Source organism: Bartonella sp. ML69XJBT (assembly GCF_028618515.1).
GTDB lineage: Bacteria > Pseudomonadota > Alphaproteobacteria > Rhizobiales > Rhizobiaceae > Bartonella.
Window position 1 is genome coordinate 19,270 of the sequence record NZ_JAQITB010000013.1, and the last position, 16,183, is coordinate 35,452.

The following is a 16,183-nucleotide window of genomic DNA, read 5'->3' on the forward strand; positions in this document are numbered from 1 at the left end:
GTTAAGCGGATAGACGCTTACGTCCACGAGCACGCCTTGCGGCGATCACTTTACGGCCACCAGCTGTTGCCATACGTGCACGAAATCCATGGCGGCGTTTCCGGACAAGTTTAGATGGTTGATAAGTACGTTTCATTTATTTCAATACCGCGGAGTGCGGCCCTTCTTAATTTTATGGCAATATTCTATGGCAACTATGCTCTAGATGAATAGTCTCATCCTCTCATACGATAGCCTATCCATAAGGAAAAACATAAAAAAAGTCAATCTTAGATTATTTTTTCTCTCTTAAAAAAATATCAAAATTCTATGGTGGATATGTATTTTGTTCATAATAGTTTCAAATTTAAGGGAAATAATGATTGCTTACAATACCTTAATTTCCAGTACTTTTACATAAGTGAATACTGGTCAAAGGAGTAAGAGAGAATCGCGATTTGTTATTGTATGATAGTAGTAGAGTGTGTTTGTTTTATAAAAAGTTTGCTTCGTTTGAGCTCTTAAAGGCGCTTGTAAAGTTCTTGATGTGATTGTACGAAAAACAGATTTACTGGGATTTTATCTAAAATTTTGCGTGTACATTTTTCTATGAAGTTGGTTTTGCCTTTTGTAAGGAGATAATCTTCAAGGTACTTATTTAAAAAGTGCAGAATTTCAAGTGATGAAGTGAGATGTGTTTTGGGTCTTTATTACTATGTTTTTTGGCATTTATGAGAGAGAGGAAAGAGCGTGAATCCTATTACAAGTGAGACTATCCGTAACGCGTTATCTAAAATCAAAGTGCCGGATTCTGAAAGCAATATTGTGTCGCTGGGGCTTCTTTCAGAAATATTGGTTGCTCATGGAAAAGTATTTTTTTCTATTACAGTTCCAGATGGACGTGTGCAAGAGTGGGAAATGTTGCGCCATGCTGCTGAAGACGTGGTGTGCACTATGGAGGGGGTTAAATCTGTTGTTGTCACACTTACGGCAGAAAAAAAAACGAAGTCCTCTTCTCAGATTCAGAAAGCTACAGTTTTTTCTGCATCAAAACGCAGAACGAGTGGATTGCCTGTAAAAATGCCAATAGAAGGTGTGCGGCATGTGATTGCGGTGGCTTCTGGAAAGGGAGGGGTTGGCAAATCGACAATGGCGATCAATATTGCTTTAGCTTTACAAGATTCTGGTTTTAAAACCGGTTTGATGGATGCGGATATCTATGGTCCGTCTTTGCCACGTTTGACAGGGCTGGTTAACCAAAAACCACAACTTTTTGATGGGAAAAAGCTTCAACCTCTTGAGAAATTTGGTCTTAAATTGATGTCGATGGGTTTTTTGGTTGAGGAGGAAAACCCGGTGGTATGGCGTGGTCCCATGGTTATGGCGGCAGTGACGCAATTGCTCAGAGATGTTTTATGGGGGACTTTGGATGTGTTGGTGGTTGATATGCCACCAGGTACAGGAGATGCACAATTGACACTTGCTCAACAAGTGCAGTTGACGGGTGCGTTGATTGTTTCTACTCCTCAGGATCTGGCTTTGGTTGATGCACGTAAAGCGATAGAAATGTTCATAAAAGTTAATGTTCCTATTTTAGGGCTCATTGAGAATATGAGTTATTTTATTGCTCCTGATACAGGGAAACGCTATGATATTTTTGGTTATGGTGGTACGCAGGCAGAGGCGAAGCACCGAGGGGTACCTTTCTTAGCTGAAGTGCCGCTTGATGCAGCTTTGAGATCTTCTTCAGATGATGGCGTGCCAATCTTTGTTGCTAAGCCCGATGATATGCATGCTAAGCTTTATCGTGTGATTGTGGAGAAAATAAAAAACAAATTTTCTTAAATTCACTAACAGACAATAATTTAAAACATAAGGGCTATTTGTACGGAAGTTATAATATCATGAACAATTCTATTGTTATCTGAAGATCTTTCAGATGTTCAGATGTTAAGCAGAAAACTGATTGCGGGATGGCTAATTATGTTTATTTTTATAAAATTATCCGTTGATTTTTACGGAGGAAATGAAATTGGTTAAAGATTTTTAGTTCAGATATAAAAAGTATTTTTCGATATAAAATTTCTGGGTATTCATCACGCTGTTGCAAAAGCTATGGAGAATATTACAAAATGAGATGTTATGATACGGTCATACTTATCCTAAAATGATGAGGGGACTACTGCTAGGGGGAGAGGCATATTTGCTTGGGGGATATTTTAATAGCGATGAATAAGGTTCTCTCGAAAAAAAGCGGGTGGTGTCAGTTAGAAAATTTTATTCTTAACAGAGGAAGGTCGGCATTTGATGTGGAAATGGCTGAAATTGTTTTCTTGATTTCTTGAAATGGACGTTTTGCGTAAAAATATTGGAGCTGATATGATGTTTTGAGAATTGAGATCTATTTTATTGAGAATGATTATGGTTACCAAAATGCGTTATAATATTCAATAAAAATATCAATATTGGAGAAAGAAATCTTGGTGTAGCTCAGCATTTATTGGAATGGTTGGTTCTTTGGCGATAGCAAAAATTGGTCGAAATAGATGGTAGCGAAGAAAGGTTCCGATAAGAGCAGATGGAGGGGGATTATTTGATTATGAAAGAAGGGCATGGGTGAAAAAGCATATTTTATAGGTGGGCATGTTTATTCTGTGCCTGTTATAGAACCAGCACTCTATCTTGTGGCAACGCCTATCGGAAATCTTACCGATATCACTCTTCGTGCTTTGCAAGTGCTTGCAGGAGTTGATATTCTCGCCTGTGAGGATACACGGGTGACACGTGTTTTGTTGGAACGTTACGGTATTGAGAAAAAAACCATTCTTTATCATGAATATAATGCACAAAAGGCAGGACCGAAGTTACTGAAAGCTTTGGCAGAAAATAAAAGCGTGGCTCTTGTGTCAGATGCTGGGACACCGCTGATTTCTGATCCGGGATTTCGATTGGTGGAAGAAGCGCGCAAAGTGGGACATAAAACTGTTCCGATTCCTGGGGCATCAGCTCTTTTAGCTGCTCTTGTTGCAACGGGTCTGCCCACCGATAGTTTTTTCTTTGCAGGTTTTTTGAGTGCACGAAAGGCACAACGCCAAAAGCGTTTGGAACAATTAAAAGCCATTCCTGCAACATTGGTTTTTTATGAATCTCCCCATCGTCTTGTTAATACTTTACAGGATATGGTTGCTCTTTTTTCGGCGGATCGCCCTGCGGCAATCTGTCGTGAATTAACAAAAAAGTTTGAAACGGTGGATGTCTCTAATTTAGGAAATTTATTGGAAAATTACAGCAAACAGGCGTATATTCGTGGGGAAATTGTTGTGCTTGTTGGGCAGGGAGTTTCTTCTTTGCAAGTGATGAATGATCAAGAAGTTGATGCACTGTTGTTAGAATTGTCTGGTGTGCATTCTGCGGCTCAGGCGGCTGCTTTGGTGGCAAAGAAAACGGGCTTAAAAAAACAAAAATTGTTTCAGCGGTTGAATTTTTTAAAAGACACGTAGAACAATGGGGAAAACTATACAAAAAGAGCGCAGGCAGAAGTCTTTCTATCGAGGGGTTCGCGCAGAAAAATGGGCGGCTTGGTGGTTGCGGCTAAAAGGCTTTCATATTGCTGAAATGCGTTTTAAAACAAAATGTGGTGAAATCGACTTAATTGCACGGCGTGGAAATCTTGTGCTCATTGTTGAGGTCAAAGCACGTCCAACATTGGCTGAAGCAATGGTTGCAGTTTCTCGGGTGAATGAAAGGCGCATTGAGGCAGCTGCCGATATTTGGTTGGCACGGCAAAAGGATCGCGCTCTTTTGTGTGTACGCTTTGATCTGATTGCAATTTTACCGTGGCGTTGGCCGCAGCATATTCCAGCATTTTTTACATCTGGTAAATAAGAGTTTCTATATTATTTGAACCATGGTAGGTGAAAAAGCTTCCATTTTCATATACAGATGCGTTAAATAAAATGCATAATATTTGAGTGCTATGAGGAGCAAAATATGGATGATTATGAAAAGTTTGCAACGGGTTTGTTGATTGTTTTTGGGGCGCTGATTATAGGTGGTTTAATGGCAGTCCATATTGTGCTGATGAATAAGCCAGGTTTTTTATTTGCTTTAGCGGCTGCTATTGTTGGTTGGTTTTCTGCTTTTGCAGTTCTTTTTGATAAGCCCAAAGTCTATTTGGTATTGATCATTCTTGCTATGCTTTGTGTTGCGTCCTCAATTAGTGTTTATGTGAGTTAGAATGTTAAAGCGTTGGCTTTAAGTTTTCATTTGAAATGATGCGTGTGAGGAATAGAAATGAAAATTGGCTTTCTTGGAACAGGTAAAATTAGTGCTTCCATGGTCGATGGTTTAATGATGAGTGCTTTTGACGTTTCTTCTGTTATCCTTTCTCCTCGCAATGCACAAATGGCAGAGCGCCTTTCATGTCTTTATGATAAGGTTATGATTGCTGAAAACAATCAAGCATTGTTGGATGTTAGTGATTGTGTTTTTCTTTGTTTGCCCAACCAAATTGCAGAAGAGGTTTTGCGTTCTCTTCGTTTTCGTCCCGAACAGCTTGTGGTTTCTGTGCTGGCCATGGCAAAAGCAGCAGATGTTGAGGCATGGATAAATCATAAGGTTTATCGTGCTGTTCCACTACCATTTGTGGCAGAATGTAAAAATTTGACACCAATTTATCCTGATCATTCATTTTTACGAAGTTTATTTGATGCCTTGGGTGGCACATTGGTTTTGGATGCGGAAGAGCAATTTAATCTTTTCATGACGGCTGGTTCACTGATGGGGGTGTATTTTAATTTTATAGAAACAGCACATCAATGGTTTGTGACACAGGGGTTAAAGAACCAGCAGTCAGCAGATTTTCTTGCTATGATGTTTGGAAACTTGACCGATGAAATGCGCAAAATTATGGCTCAGGATTGTTTTACATTTCTTGATTTTGCGCTGCTTGAGAAAGAGTTTTCAACAAAGGGGGGAACAAATGAACTTTTGTCAAATTGTTTTTCGCGCCAAGGAGGAAAAAATGCTTTAATCACAGCTCTTGAGATCACTTTGCAAAAAATAAATACTCCCTTTACGCATTAAAATGCTTGATTAAAATTTATTTTTTATTTTTCATGAACACAGGCTTATAGAATTATCAGCTCTGTATTTAAGGACAAGCAGCTTGATATTTAGGATTTTTTTCAGGCATCAATTACTTTATGAAGGTCGTTTATCATTTGCAGCTTGCATAGCAATCCTGAAGACAAAAACTTCTTTTCTTATACGTTTACAAGAGAGATGAATGTGTGGATAAAATCCTTTACGAAGGAGAAAAATATGCTTCTTGTAAATGCCCTCAAACACAAAGGTCCAATGTGATATTTTGAGTTGGTAACAGATCATACAGCTTGCTTGTATTCTATTTTCATGGGGAGCACTGTGAGATGGGCTTGAAATTTTGTTGGGATTGTTTGTTAAAACAGCTCTATGAATCAGTGTTGTAGGAGCGTGTGGTGTTTGAGGGAAGAGGAAGAGAAAGCGCTTTTATTGACTAGATTTATAGATTTTCATCTTAGGAGAATGAACAATGATTCCATAGTGAGATAAAGTGGTTCCTCATTACCTTGTGAATGGGACCAATTGATATTTTGATTGGGATCTTTCATATCGCAGTTTTTGCAATGTATGCAGTTTAAGGCGTTGATAACATAAGCCTAACAATCATTAGACTCTAGACATTCGTAGATAGCGGTAGGGAAATAGCAGGTAGCAGTCTTCCATAGATTGCCTATTCGGAGTCTTTTTGTTTTTCTCATGAGGCTATTTTAAAATGGTAAAGTTGGTTTTCTTTATGGTGCGTATGAGACAAGCGTAATATTGGAAAGCTGGCTTTGAGAAGGATGAACAATGATTACATATTGAGATAAAGTGGTCCCTCATTGCCTTGCGGACAGGCCCAATTGATATTTTGATTGGGGTCTTTAATATCGCAGGTTTTGCAATGTATACAGTTTGAAGCATTGATAACATAGGTTGGGGAATTATTATGCTCTAGCCATTCGTAAACAGCAGCAGGGCAATAGCGGCTAGAAGGTCCTCCATAGACTGCATATTCAGAGTCTTTTTGTTTTTCTAATGAGGCTATTTTTAAATGGCAAGGTTGGTTTTCTTCATGGTGTGTATTCGAAAGTGCGATACTGGAGAGACGATCAAAGGTTACGATCCCGTCTGGTTTGGGATAAGCAATGGGTTGAAAATTTGGGGCTGGCTCAAGACATGCATAATCTGCTTTTCCATGGGAGAGCGTTTTGAATAAGGAAAATCCAAACAGCTGTTGCCACCATATATCAAAACCGGCAAGTTTGATTCCATATTTTGTGCCGTATTTTGCCCAGAGTGGTTTGGCATTGCGCACTTTATAAAGATCTTTGCCAATGGGACTTTTGCGCCAATCTTCTTCGATTTCTTTGACTTCATCATGGGCGCGGCCTTGTGCCAGAGCTATCGCGATTTTATCGGCTGCTAATATGCCAGATAAGATGGCATTGTGTGATCCTTTGATGCGAGGGACATTGACAAAACCAGCAGCACAGCCAATAAGTGCTCCACCTAGAAAGGTCAGTTTGGGTACAGACTGCCAACCACCTTCGCTGATGACGCGTGCTCCATAGGAAAGGCGTTTTGCACTTTTGAAAATTTCATAGAGTTTGGGATGTGTTTTGAAACGTTGAAATTCTTCGAAGGGAGAGAGATAAGGATTTTTATAATCTAAGTGCACAACAAAACCGACAGAAATTAAATTGTTTTCTTGGTGGTAAAGAAAACCACCACCACCAGTGTCATTGTCTAAGGGCCAGCCGGAAAAATGCTGCACTAAACCAGGCTTATGTTTTTGGGGATCAACTTCCCAAAGCTCTTTGAGACCGAGACCAAACTTTTGTGGTTCACGGTTTTTACTCAGATCAAATTTCTGTATCAGTTGTTTTGCAAGGGAACCACGTGCCCCTTCTGCAATCAGAGTATATTTTGCTAATAAAGCCATACCAGGCATATAATTTTCCCCAGGAGTTCCGTCTTTATTCAGTCCCATATCCCCTGTAAGAACACCAATGATGGCTCCATTATCGTTCTCTATGGTTTGTGATACGGCAAAACCAGGATAGATTTCAACACCAAGCGCTTCGGCTTTCTTGCTTAGCCAACGGCAAACACTCCCAAGTGAAACAATGTAACACCCATCATTTGATAAGATTTTAGGGAGAAAAATATTGGGAAATAATGTAGCGTGTGTTGGCTTTAGAAAAAAAAACTGATCACTGGTAACAGGCGTTTTAAAGGGATGATCGTGTTCATTTCTCCATTCTGGTAAGAGCGTATCAATGCCGATGGGGTCAACAACTGCTCCAGAGAGAATATGTGCACCAACTTCTGTACCTTTTTCAACGATTGTCACAGAAAGTTCGGGGTTGATCTGTTTTAGACGAATTGCGGCAGAAAGTCCTGCTGGTCCTGCTCCAACAATCACTATGTCAAATTCCATACTTTCACGTTGATGATGCAAAGGCACATTCATGGCTTATAAAGCTTTCTCCCGTTTTGGCATAATTTGGTGAAGATTAGTTGCAGATATTGGGCAATTTTTATGGAGAGAAGTTCTGCTTGTTCTGCTTCAACAATCACACTGTCAACTTCCATGCTTTCACGTTGATGATGCAAAGGTACATTCATGGCTTATAAAGCTTTCTTCCGTTTTGGCATAATTTGGTGAAGATTAGCTGCAGATATTGGGCAATTTTTATGGAGAGAAGTTCTGCTTGTTCTGCTTCAATAATCACACTGTCAACTTCCATGCTTTCACGTTGATGATGCAAAGGTACATTCATGGCTTATAAAGCTTTCTCCAACTCTGGAATAATTTGGTGAAGATCACCGACAAGGGCATAATCAGCAATTTGCATGATGGGAGCTTCTGCATCTTTATTAATGGCAATAATAATTTGCGCATCCATTATACCGGCTAAATGCTGGATTGCACCGGAAATGCCAACGGCTATATAGAGTTCAGGAGCAACGACTTTTCCGGTTTGTCCAATTTGCCAATCATTAGGAGCATAGCCAGCGTCAACTGCTGCGCGGCTAGCTCCTAAGGCCGCTTCTAGTTTATTTGCAAGGGGGAGAAGGAGTGCCATAAATTGTTCTTGTGAACCAAGTCCACGCCCACCTGATATAATAACACGTGCTGAGGTAAGATCAGGGCGGTCACTTTTATTGGTTTCTGCTTCTATAAAAGAAGAAAGGTTGGGATTGGGGGCTGGTATTATTGTCTTAATGGGAGCAGTGTTATTGTGGAAGGGGGTTGGTGGGAAAGAAGCTGCACGAACGGTTATAACCTTTTGATGATCATTGGTGCGTACAGTTTCAAGTGCATTTCCTGCATAAATGGGGCGTTTGAAGGTATCAGGTGCAAGAACCGCAATAATGTCTGAAATTTGCATAACATCAAGAAGAGCAGCCACACGCGGCATGACATTTTTGCCGGTGCTGGTAGAGGCAGCCATGATTACATCATAATCCTTCGCATATTTGACAATGGTATTTGCTATAGGTTCAGCAAGTTGATGGGCTAAATAATCAGCTTCAGAAACAAGAATTTGTCGTACACCAGCAAGTTTAGCACTGTTTTCGGCTGTAACTTGGACCTTTGTTCCACAAACCAAAATATCAATATCATCGCTCATTGCGCGCGCGGCGGTGAGCGCTTTTGCGGTTTCCTCTGTATTTTGTTCGGCTAATAAAAGAATTGCCATAAGTTTTTGCCCTTTTATACAATGTGTTTTTTAATCTATTGGTTATAGACTATTAAATGCGATTTGTTTGTTTTAGTGCATTGACTAGCTCTGTTACGTTAGCCACTTTAATACCAGATTGGCGCGGTTTTGGCTCTTCAACGCTTAGGACTGTTAAGCGCGCTTGCGTATCTATGCCAAGCTCAGAAAGCATTTTTTTTTCAATGTTTTTCTTTTTTGCTTTCATGATATTGGGCAGCGAAGTATAACGCGGTTCGTTTAAGCGTAAATCAGCAGTCATGACCATGGGGAGGGGTAGAGAAAGAGTTTGCGTACCATCGTCTACTTCACGGATAACAGTTGCGTATCCATTTTCTAGGTTTAGGCTTGAGGTAAAAGTTGCTTGTCCCCAACCAAGAAGAGCTGCTAGCATTTGTCCAGTTTGATTGCTGTCATCATCAATAGCTTGTTTCCCCAAAAAAACCATATCTGGTTTCTCTTCATCAACAATGACCTTGAGAATCTTAGCAATTGCTAAGGGTTCAAGAGTTTTTTCTGTCGTTATAAGCAGTGCGCGGTCAGCGCCCATGGCAAGTCCTGTGCGTAAAGTTTCTTGTGCTGCTTCTGGTCCAATTGAAACAAGAACAACTTCTGAAATTTTTCCAGATTCTTTCTGCCGGATTGCTTCTTCTACAGCAATTTCGTCAAAAGGGTTCATAGACATCTTGACATGGGACAGATCAACGCCTGTACCATCGGGTTTGACGCGTATCTTGATGTTATAATCCACAACACGTTTGACAGCGACAATTATCTTCATAATAATCCTCTTCATTTGTATGAGCACGAGTTTATAGTAATAATGGTAAGAAACCAAATTATTTAGAACGAAATCTCCTTATATTTTTTCTCATTATAGACGCTTGCTTGAGTCGGCTTATGTCTTTTATCACTGTTGTTCATCTCTTTTTTATGCGTTTTCATAATTGCCCTCTTCATTTGAATAAAAAGTAAAAACAATGCGCATTTATTTCAAGAAAATGCCTTCATGATGGTTTTGAAACAGTTGTAAGAGAACTTAAAATAAAAGGAATACAGAAGAGTAAATGGTCTTATAATAACAAAATGAAAATATCCTTTTTTCGTTCCGTATGGTGATTTATCATGGAAGAATATTTTGTCTGTTTAAATCGTGAGAACAGGAAAATCAAAGATACTCATTGAGATGTTTTTGCAAATTCTTAAAGCTCTATTTACTAAAATAGAACATACTGTCTTCTGATTTGTGCAATTCTGCAAAAAATGAATAAAGCGTAGCGTTTATAGACATAGTGAGGGGTAGCGTATTTTGAATACGAAAAGTCAGACTATAAAGCAGGTTAAGCAAGACAATCCTTCTTCTTTTGTTGTGGAGCAAAAAGAGAAGATGGAAACTTCTACTGAAGTAACGATGTCCGATATTGCTAAAAAATTACGCTCTGTTTATGCACAAATGCAAATGAAGAATATTCCTCGTCCTGTAACAGCACAAAGTTTTGTCGAAGAGAGTTTAAAATCTTACTTGGATGATATTAGTCGGGCAATTTTGGCTGAGCACTCTATTCGTCGCCAAAAAGAAAAAAAGCTTTTTGAGTATCTAGAGCAAATTAAAACACTTGTTCAGAGTTTGCAGAAAGAAAAGAATAGCCTAGAAGCAGCAATGGTGACCCAGCGTATGGCGCGTTCAAAATCACTTGATTCTGTTGTGCAAAAGCTTGCTAATATGGCTGGGGAGGGGGGAGAAGAATGCTCGTTGCTCCAAGAGACACCAAGCTGTTCAAAACAAAACAATATAACTGCAAGCCAAACAAATTTTGAAAATGTGTTACAAAAAGGGAATAAAAACTCTTTGCCAAATGACACTATAATCCCTTTTTCAAAAGAGGTTGAGGAGCTTGTAGAGCATTCTACCAGAGAAGAAAAGAACTCTGATGTTCAAGTATCGGGTCTTTGTATTGAGGATGGTTGTACGTATTCCTTAAATGTGAAACCTCAGAAGATTTTCTCTTCTTCTCTTAAAAGTTTTTTTTGGTGTTTTTTAATCATTGCATTTATGACAGCGATAACGTTATGTTTTTATGGATTTTTCAAAGGAGCTGTTTCTTTTCATTTTTATTAGGTTAAGTGCTATGAGATATGTTGCGCATTCTTTATTTTCTGAAGGTATGTGTGGCATTTTGAATTATCCTTTTAAATACGCGATAAAAACAAGTGAAGAAGAGGCTTATTGGAGAGGAGCTCTCGAATTATCTAAAAAACTCAAATTATCTTGAAGGTTTTATAAGTGAGTATTTATTTGCCAATTGCTGAAATGTCTCTCAACATGCTGATCTTGATTGGTATGGGAGTCGTCGCTGGTTTTTTTTCAGGTCTTTTTGGTATTGGTGGTGGTTTTCTTATTACGCCTCTATTAATTTTTTATAATGTCCCTCCTGCTATTGCTGTTGGAACAGGTGCTAATCAGATGATTGCATCATCTGTGACGGGAGCAATTACACATTTTAGAAGGCGTACTCTTGATATCAAACTTGGTATTCTTTTGGCAATTGGAGGGGGCGTTGGCTCTGTCATTGGGATTCAGATTTTTTCTGTTTTGAAAAAATTAGGACAATTAGATTTGATGATTTCACTTCTTTATGTGGTTCTTCTTGGCAGTATTGGAAGTTTAATGATTATTGAAAGCTGGCGCGATATGGTGCGTCGGCGTCAGGAACAAAAAATCCATGTTCGTCTTGCTGGCAAACATAATTGGATCCATCGATTGCCATTAAAAATGCGTTTTCGCACATCTATGATCTATGTGAGCATTATTCCAGTTTTAGCGATTGGTCTCATTGTTGGGTTGTTGTCCTCTATTATGGGAATTGGTGGCGGATTCTTTATGATACCGGCATTGATTTACCTTCTGCGCGTTCCAACCAGTGTGGTGATTGGAACATCACTTTTTCAGATTACATTTGTATCTTCTTTTACCACAGTTTTGCAAAGTGTGACTAATCAGTCCGTTGATATCGTGTTAGCTTTTTTGTTGATGCTTGGTGGTAGTATTGGGGCGCAATATGGAACACGGGTTGGACGAAAGTTAAAGGCTGAACAGTTGCGTATGGCTCTTGCATTTTTGGTGTTGATTGTATGTATGCGTCTTGCATTTCAATTATTTATACGCCCTGATAATCTTTTCTCTCTGGATATTTTGATGAGATAAAAATGGGTAGATTCTTTTCTTTATGCATCATTGCAGGTTGTTTTTGTGTTGTTTCTTTTTCTGCTTGGTCACATATCGGCGCAAAAGCTGCGTACATTGATCCCGTTGATCATGAAACTATCCAAGTTATTGTAACAACAAATAGGATTACAGTTGATGCACATTTCGACGGTCGTGATCTGTATATTGCTGGTGTTTTGGAAAATATCGATCCTTTATATTCTCGACAAAATCCTTATGATATTATTGTGAGCTTAGAGGGACCAGCTCGGACAATGGTGATGCGAGAAAAGAAACGTAATGCTGGTGTTTGGGTTAATGCAGATTCCCTTATTTTTAAAAATGTTCCTCTCTTTTATTCTATGGTCACAACGCGTGAGATTGATGATATTACAAGCGCTGAAGATTATAAACGTTTAGGGCTTGGATTATCTTCTTTATACTTGCCGACGGATGAACAAGATCAAAAGAAAATACAAATTTTTCGTGACGAGCTTATAAAATTACAAAAAGCCAAAAATCTTTATTATGAGGAAGAGGGCGGTGTTCATTTTGGTTCTGGTGCACTTTTCACAGCACATTTTCGTTTGCCAGCCAATACGCCTGTTGGACATTATCAGGTTCGTGCTTATCTTTTTCGTAATGGGCAATTTATTGACAGCACAACGACAACTCTTGAAATCGTTAAAGCACAAATTACTTATACAATTTTTCATGTAGCGCACAAGCATAGCTTGCTCTATGGTATCGTTGCTGTAATTGTGGCTATTAGTACAGGCTGCTTATGTCGCTTGATTTTCCGAAAAGATTAGCGAAGAAGAACCTTCAGTTCTTTATTTTTTTTCAAGGATGCGTAAGATGAGAAAAATAGGCACAACAATGATGGCTCCCATCATGGTCAGATAAGAAAGATTTGTAAGGGTTATAAAGCCTGTTTCCCAGAGAGATTTTAAAAACTTTATCATTTTCTGTACAAGACTCTCAGGTGTCCAGCCAAGAAAGTTCATGATAATGCCAGCGAGGAAGGAAAGGATGAGCAATTTTAGAACAACACGCCCTAATGTCCCTCCAAGAAATCTATGAAGAGAATTGGCCCACTTTTGCTTTTTGTTCATTTTTTATACTTTCAAATATATTATCCTATTGTTGCATAATATAATGGTGTTATCATTACAAAGAAGAAATAATACTTTTTTTATTATTTTTCCTTACTTCTCTTTCGAGTTTACCACCTTGTAATACGGGGGTAACCTTCGTGCTGGTTTCTGAAACACGCTCGTGTTCTGTTGGCATTTTTCGAGGTATCTTCATAATATTCCTTTCACTTTTAATGGATATTCTTTAGTTTCTCATGAATTTATGGGGAAATGTCATAATGTTTCGACGTTTTACATGAGGATGAAAAATTTTCAGTACGTCGAAGATTCCATAACAAATCAATGTGTTGTGTATAGAATGTGATTTCAAGACATCCTATTCCAAAGAGAGATTATTCATCTCGACAGGACCTGTATATATAGGTATTATATCTAAGTATTTCAACTTTTGTAAAAAAATAGTTATTTGTTTATTAGAAAGACCAATGCAACAAAAACAAGCAGCATAAGTGGAAAGAAATTCAGTGTTTTGAAAGCAGAGGGTTTTGAAATGTGTTGTTGAAGAAAAAGTTGATTGTATGCAGGGGGAAGGAATATCAGGTCACTATTGTTTTCGTGCTTTAGACTACGCCATTTTTTCTTAAAAGAGGATAAGGCTGGAGAGTGTTCTTTTTGGGATTTCATGGAAAAACTCAAATTTTCTTCTGCAGAAGGAGGTAAAGAGTTATGGTTTGCAAACTCTTCTTTAGGATTATAAAAATAGTCAATTATTCTTGAAGTTTTTGAATCGAGGGGATGATATTTTGATAACTTTTTTAAAAATCATTAAGAGGAAATTTGCTGAAGCAAACAAGAAGTCTTTGCCTGATGTGCTTTAAATTATAGATGTTGTGATTTAGCACGGATGCTGTCATGTGTGGTGTTACTCATTATGATCAGATCATTTTCTGTTGCATATCTTAATCTCGTTTAGTTGTGTTGGGAGGGACGAGTGGTTATTGTTAAAGATTTTAATATTTATTAAGGGGGTGTATTTTCTCAGTCTGATTTACTTATTTTTTTGCGCACTATTGTTGCATGGGGAATTTATACATAAATTTTAAAAGGAAAAATTGATGAGTTTAAAAAGAAAAATATTAAAAGGGAGCAGTTCTTTTATTTCTGCTGTTCTTGCAGTGGGGATGTTTGCACAACAAGTGTCAGCAAAGACACCTGCTGATACTCTCGTGATGGCTTTGAACATCGATTCAATCGAGACTTTTGATCCGGCACAGATCAATGAACGTTATGGAAATGAAATCGTTGCCAATATTTGTGATAACCTCATCGATTCCGCTACAGATGATTCAGCTAAAATAGCTCCTTCTTTGGCAAAGAGTTGGGATGTTTCAAATGAAGGTGGGGGTACGGTGATTACCTTTCATTTGCGCGATGATTTGAAGTTTAATGATGGCCGTACTGCTGGTGCTCATGATCTTGTTTGGGGCATGAAGCGGGTTGTCAAATTGAAGCTGTCTGCAGCGGCAATATTTAATGAATATGGTATTACAGAACAAAATGTTGATTCTACTCTGCAAGCACCAGATGAAAAAACGGTGGTGATGAAATTTGACAAGCTTTATCCAGCAGAGATCATCCTTGGGCATATTCTTACTACTCGTGTTGCTGCTCTTCTTGATCGTGAAACAATTATGAAACACGAACAAGATGGTGATATGGGAAATCGCTATTTGGCAAGCCATGCCGCTTGTGTTGGTCCTTATCAGTTAGAAAGCTGGCGTTCGGGAGAAGCGATTTTGTTGCGTGCCAGTTCCCATTATTGGGGAGAGGCACCCAAATTGAAGAAGATTCTTATTCGTCATATTGGCGAGCCTGGAACACAACGTTTATTGTTGGAAAAACACGATATCGATGTGGCACGTAATTTGATGCCAGAGGATGTAGCAGATCTCCAAGCAACAACAGATATTAAGATTGAGAAAAGATTGACCCCATCTGTGATCATGTGGGGGTTTAATACGACAAATCCTATTTTTGCCAATGAAAAAGTGCGTTTGGCAATGCGCTATCTTATTGATTATGAAACACTTGGAAAGACTCTTCTTAAAGATGTTGGTATTCCACGGGCAAGCTTTATTCCCATTGGTAATCTTGGTGCCTTGGATGAAAAAGAGGGGCAACCTTTTAAACTTGACCTTCAAAAAGCTAAGCAGCTTTTGACAGAAGCAGGTTATCCGGATGGTTTTGAGGCTAATATTTATGCCGGAAAATCTCCTTATCCTTTTGCTTTGCCTATTGCTCAGTCTATTCAAGACAATGCCAAGAAGGTAGGTGTGCATTTTAAGATTGAAAATTTTGTAGGAACACAGTTGTTTTCAAAGCTTTATGCACGTGGTTTTGATACAATTTTTATGGGATGGAATAACGATTCTGCAGATCCTTATACGATGGCTTCACGTCTTGTTTACAATCCTGATAATCGATTTGAGGCTAAAAACACGGGCTATCCTAGTTGGTGTCATGGCTATTTTGATGAAGAGATGAATAAAAAGGTGAGGGAAGCATTGTTTCAGAAAGATCCACAGAAACGGGCGCAGATGTATGCTGATTTGCAGCGTGATTTTATGCAAAAAGGTCCGTATGCGTTTATCTATCAGACATATAATATTATCGCTATGACACCTGATGTGAAAAAATGGGTTTGGAATAGTGCACCACGTATTTTTTATAGTGCCATTGAAAAATAAGTGTGTCTTAGAACATTGTAAATTCTAAAAGCGTGATCATGAGAGCTTCGACGTTTTGCCTATGGTTGAAAAATCGCTGCAATATGTCGAAGTTCATCGGTAGCGAAGCAATATGCCAGCGAGAGAACGGGATTTCAAGGTAGCCCATTTCACAAAGAGGTTATTCACCTCGACAAAGCATATGTGCGTAGGTATTATGGTTGAACATTTCAATCTTTTTGAAAAAATAATCATTTGCTGATTGGCAGGACAAACGCAACAAAGCAGGCACAATAAACAGTGCAAAATTTGGTGTTTTTGAAAGAGTGGGGGGCTTTAAAATGTGTTGTTGAGGAAAAATTTGAT

At 38.7% G+C, this 16,183-nt stretch carries 17 protein-coding genes and 1 pseudogene; 9 read left to right on the plus strand and 9 right to left on the minus strand.

Going from position 1 to position 16,183, the window contains the following annotated elements; all coding sequences use genetic code 11:
* Window position 1: 1 nt before the first annotated feature.
* Entirely contained in the window at window positions 2–136 is a 135-nt protein-coding gene (rpmH, locus tag PVV68_RS05590) for a 50S ribosomal protein L34 (RefSeq protein ID WP_005864709.1), read from the minus strand.
* Between the two features lie 593 nt (window positions 137–729).
* On the opposite strand from rpmH, the gene PVV68_RS05595 reads away from it, so the two are divergent.
* The 5 genes from PVV68_RS05595 (at window position 730) to PVV68_RS05615 (ending at window position 5,064) form a co-directional block, all read left to right on the plus strand.
* Window positions 730–1,824, plus strand: coding sequence for an Mrp/NBP35 family ATP-binding protein (locus PVV68_RS05595; protein WP_273720949.1), 1,095 nt, complete (start codon window positions 730–732; stop codon window positions 1,822–1,824).
* Between the two features lie 767 nt (window positions 1,825–2,591).
* The gene (gene rsmI / locus PVV68_RS05600) at window positions 2,592–3,479 is read left to right on the plus strand and encodes a 16S rRNA (cytidine(1402)-2'-O)-methyltransferase (RefSeq protein WP_273720950.1); all 888 of its coding nucleotides are present in this window, start codon (window positions 2,592–2,594) and stop codon (window positions 3,477–3,479) included.
* A 16-nt stretch (window positions 3,480–3,495) separates the two neighbouring features.
* The gene (locus tag PVV68_RS05605) at window positions 3,496–3,864 is read left to right on the plus strand and encodes a YraN family protein (RefSeq protein WP_273720976.1); all 369 of its coding nucleotides are present in this window, start codon (window positions 3,496–3,498) and stop codon (window positions 3,862–3,864) included.
* A gap of 105 nt (window positions 3,865–3,969) precedes the next feature.
* Window positions 3,970–4,215: a hypothetical protein gene (locus tag PVV68_RS05610; RefSeq protein ID WP_273720951.1), complete on the plus strand. Its 246-nt coding sequence runs from the start codon at window positions 3,970–3,972 to the stop codon at window positions 4,213–4,215.
* Between the two features lie 57 nt (window positions 4,216–4,272).
* On the plus strand, window positions 4,273–5,064 hold the full coding sequence (locus PVV68_RS05615) for a pyrroline-5-carboxylate reductase (RefSeq protein ID WP_273720952.1): 792 nt from the start codon (window positions 4,273–4,275) through the stop codon (window positions 5,062–5,064).
* A 467-nt stretch (window positions 5,065–5,531) separates the two neighbouring features.
* On the opposite strand, the pseudogene PVV68_RS05620 reads toward PVV68_RS05615, so the two are convergent.
* The 6 genes and pseudogenes from PVV68_RS05620 to PVV68_RS05645 all read right to left on the minus strand — a co-directional run.
* Window positions 5,532–5,833: pseudogene (locus PVV68_RS05620) on the minus strand (4Fe-4S dicluster domain-containing protein); the annotation flags it as partial.
* A 42-nt stretch (window positions 5,834–5,875) separates the two neighbouring features.
* Complete coding sequence (locus tag PVV68_RS05625; protein ID WP_273720953.1) at window positions 5,876–7,537, minus strand: electron transfer flavoprotein-ubiquinone oxidoreductase; 1,662 nt, start codon at window positions 7,535–7,537, stop codon at window positions 5,876–5,878.
* Entirely contained in the window at window positions 7,534–7,692 is a 159-nt protein-coding gene (locus tag PVV68_RS05630; RefSeq protein WP_273720954.1) for a hypothetical protein, read from the minus strand. Before PVV68_RS05630 ends, PVV68_RS05625 begins: the two co-directional genes overlap by 4 nt.
* Complete coding sequence (locus tag PVV68_RS05635; protein ID WP_273782720.1) at window positions 7,689–7,847, minus strand: hypothetical protein; 159 nt, start codon at window positions 7,845–7,847, stop codon at window positions 7,689–7,691. Before PVV68_RS05635 ends, PVV68_RS05630 begins: the two co-directional genes overlap by 4 nt.
* A gap of 3 nt (window positions 7,848–7,850) precedes the next feature.
* Window positions 7,851–8,771 (minus strand): electron transfer flavoprotein subunit alpha/FixB family protein, encoded by a 921-nt coding sequence (locus tag PVV68_RS05640; RefSeq protein WP_273782722.1) that lies wholly within the window; start codon window positions 8,769–8,771, stop codon window positions 7,851–7,853.
* A gap of 52 nt (window positions 8,772–8,823) precedes the next feature.
* Entirely contained in the window at window positions 8,824–9,570 is a 747-nt protein-coding gene (locus tag PVV68_RS05645; protein WP_273720957.1) for an electron transfer flavoprotein subunit beta/FixA family protein, read from the minus strand.
* A gap of 528 nt (window positions 9,571–10,098) precedes the next feature.
* On the opposite strand from PVV68_RS05645, the gene PVV68_RS05650 reads away from it, so the two are divergent.
* The 3 genes from PVV68_RS05650 (at window position 10,099) to PVV68_RS05660 (ending at window position 12,806) form a co-directional block, all read left to right on the plus strand.
* Window positions 10,099–10,908, plus strand: a complete 810-nt coding sequence (locus PVV68_RS05650; protein ID WP_273720958.1) for a hypothetical protein — start codon at window positions 10,099–10,101, stop codon at window positions 10,906–10,908.
* Window positions 10,909–11,073: 165 nt separating this feature from the next.
* Window positions 11,074–11,994, plus strand: coding sequence for a sulfite exporter TauE/SafE family protein (locus tag PVV68_RS05655; RefSeq protein ID WP_273720959.1), 921 nt, complete (start codon window positions 11,074–11,076; stop codon window positions 11,992–11,994).
* A gap of 2 nt (window positions 11,995–11,996) precedes the next feature.
* Window positions 11,997–12,806, plus strand: a complete 810-nt coding sequence (locus tag PVV68_RS05660) for a TIGR02186 family protein (protein ID WP_273720960.1) — start codon at window positions 11,997–11,999, stop codon at window positions 12,804–12,806.
* Between the two features lie 21 nt (window positions 12,807–12,827).
* Here the strand turns inward: PVV68_RS05660 and PVV68_RS05665 are convergent, their stop codons facing one another.
* Both PVV68_RS05665 and PVV68_RS05670 read right to left on the minus strand, forming a co-directional pair.
* Complete coding sequence (locus PVV68_RS05665; protein WP_273720961.1) at window positions 12,828–13,109, minus strand: DUF6460 domain-containing protein; 282 nt, start codon at window positions 13,107–13,109, stop codon at window positions 12,828–12,830.
* Between the two features lie 55 nt (window positions 13,110–13,164).
* Window positions 13,165–13,305 (minus strand): hypothetical protein, encoded by a 141-nt coding sequence (locus PVV68_RS05670; protein WP_273720962.1) that lies wholly within the window; start codon window positions 13,303–13,305, stop codon window positions 13,165–13,167.
* A gap of 901 nt (window positions 13,306–14,206) precedes the next feature.
* On the opposite strand from PVV68_RS05670, the gene PVV68_RS05675 reads away from it, so the two are divergent.
* On the plus strand, window positions 14,207–15,838 hold the full coding sequence (locus PVV68_RS05675) for an ABC transporter substrate-binding protein (protein ID WP_273720963.1): 1,632 nt from the start codon (window positions 14,207–14,209) through the stop codon (window positions 15,836–15,838).
* Window positions 15,839–16,183: the final 345 nt, after the last annotated feature.

Coding starts and splice junctions, on each gene's coding strand:
- PVV68_RS05645 (WP_273720957.1), bottom strand. CDS start 9,570: ATGAAGATAATTGTCGCTGTCAAACGTGTTGTGGATTATAACATCAAG.
- PVV68_RS05640 (WP_273782722.1), bottom strand. CDS start 8,771: ATGGCAATTCTTTTATTAGCCGAACAAAATACAGAGGAAACCGCAAAA.
- PVV68_RS05635 (WP_273782720.1), bottom strand. CDS start 7,847: ATGAATGTACCTTTGCATCATCAACGTGAAAGCATGGAAGTTGACAGT.
- PVV68_RS05610 (WP_273720951.1), top strand. CDS start 3,970: ATGGATGATTATGAAAAGTTTGCAACGGGTTTGTTGATTGTTTTTGGG.
- rsmI (WP_273720950.1), top strand. CDS start 2,592: ATGGGTGAAAAAGCATATTTTATAGGTGGGCATGTTTATTCTGTGCCT.
- PVV68_RS05625 (WP_273720953.1), bottom strand. CDS start 7,537: ATGAATGTGCCTTTGCATCATCAACGTGAAAGTATGGAATTTGACATA.
- PVV68_RS05615 (WP_273720952.1), top strand. CDS start 4,273: ATGAAAATTGGCTTTCTTGGAACAGGTAAAATTAGTGCTTCCATGGTC.
- PVV68_RS05675 (WP_273720963.1), top strand. CDS start 14,207: ATGAGTTTAAAAAGAAAAATATTAAAAGGGAGCAGTTCTTTTATTTCT.
- rpmH (WP_005864709.1), bottom strand. CDS start 136: ATGAAACGTACTTATCAACCATCTAAACTTGTCCGGAAACGCCGCCAT.
- PVV68_RS05630 (WP_273720954.1), bottom strand. CDS start 7,692: ATGAATGTACCTTTGCATCATCAACGTGAAAGCATGGAAGTTGACAGT.
- PVV68_RS05660 (WP_273720960.1), top strand. CDS start 11,997: ATGGGTAGATTCTTTTCTTTATGCATCATTGCAGGTTGTTTTTGTGTT.
- PVV68_RS05665 (WP_273720961.1), bottom strand. CDS start 13,109: ATGAACAAAAAGCAAAAGTGGGCCAATTCTCTTCATAGATTTCTTGGA.
- PVV68_RS05670 (WP_273720962.1), bottom strand. CDS start 13,305: ATGAAGATACCTCGAAAAATGCCAACAGAACACGAGCGTGTTTCAGAA.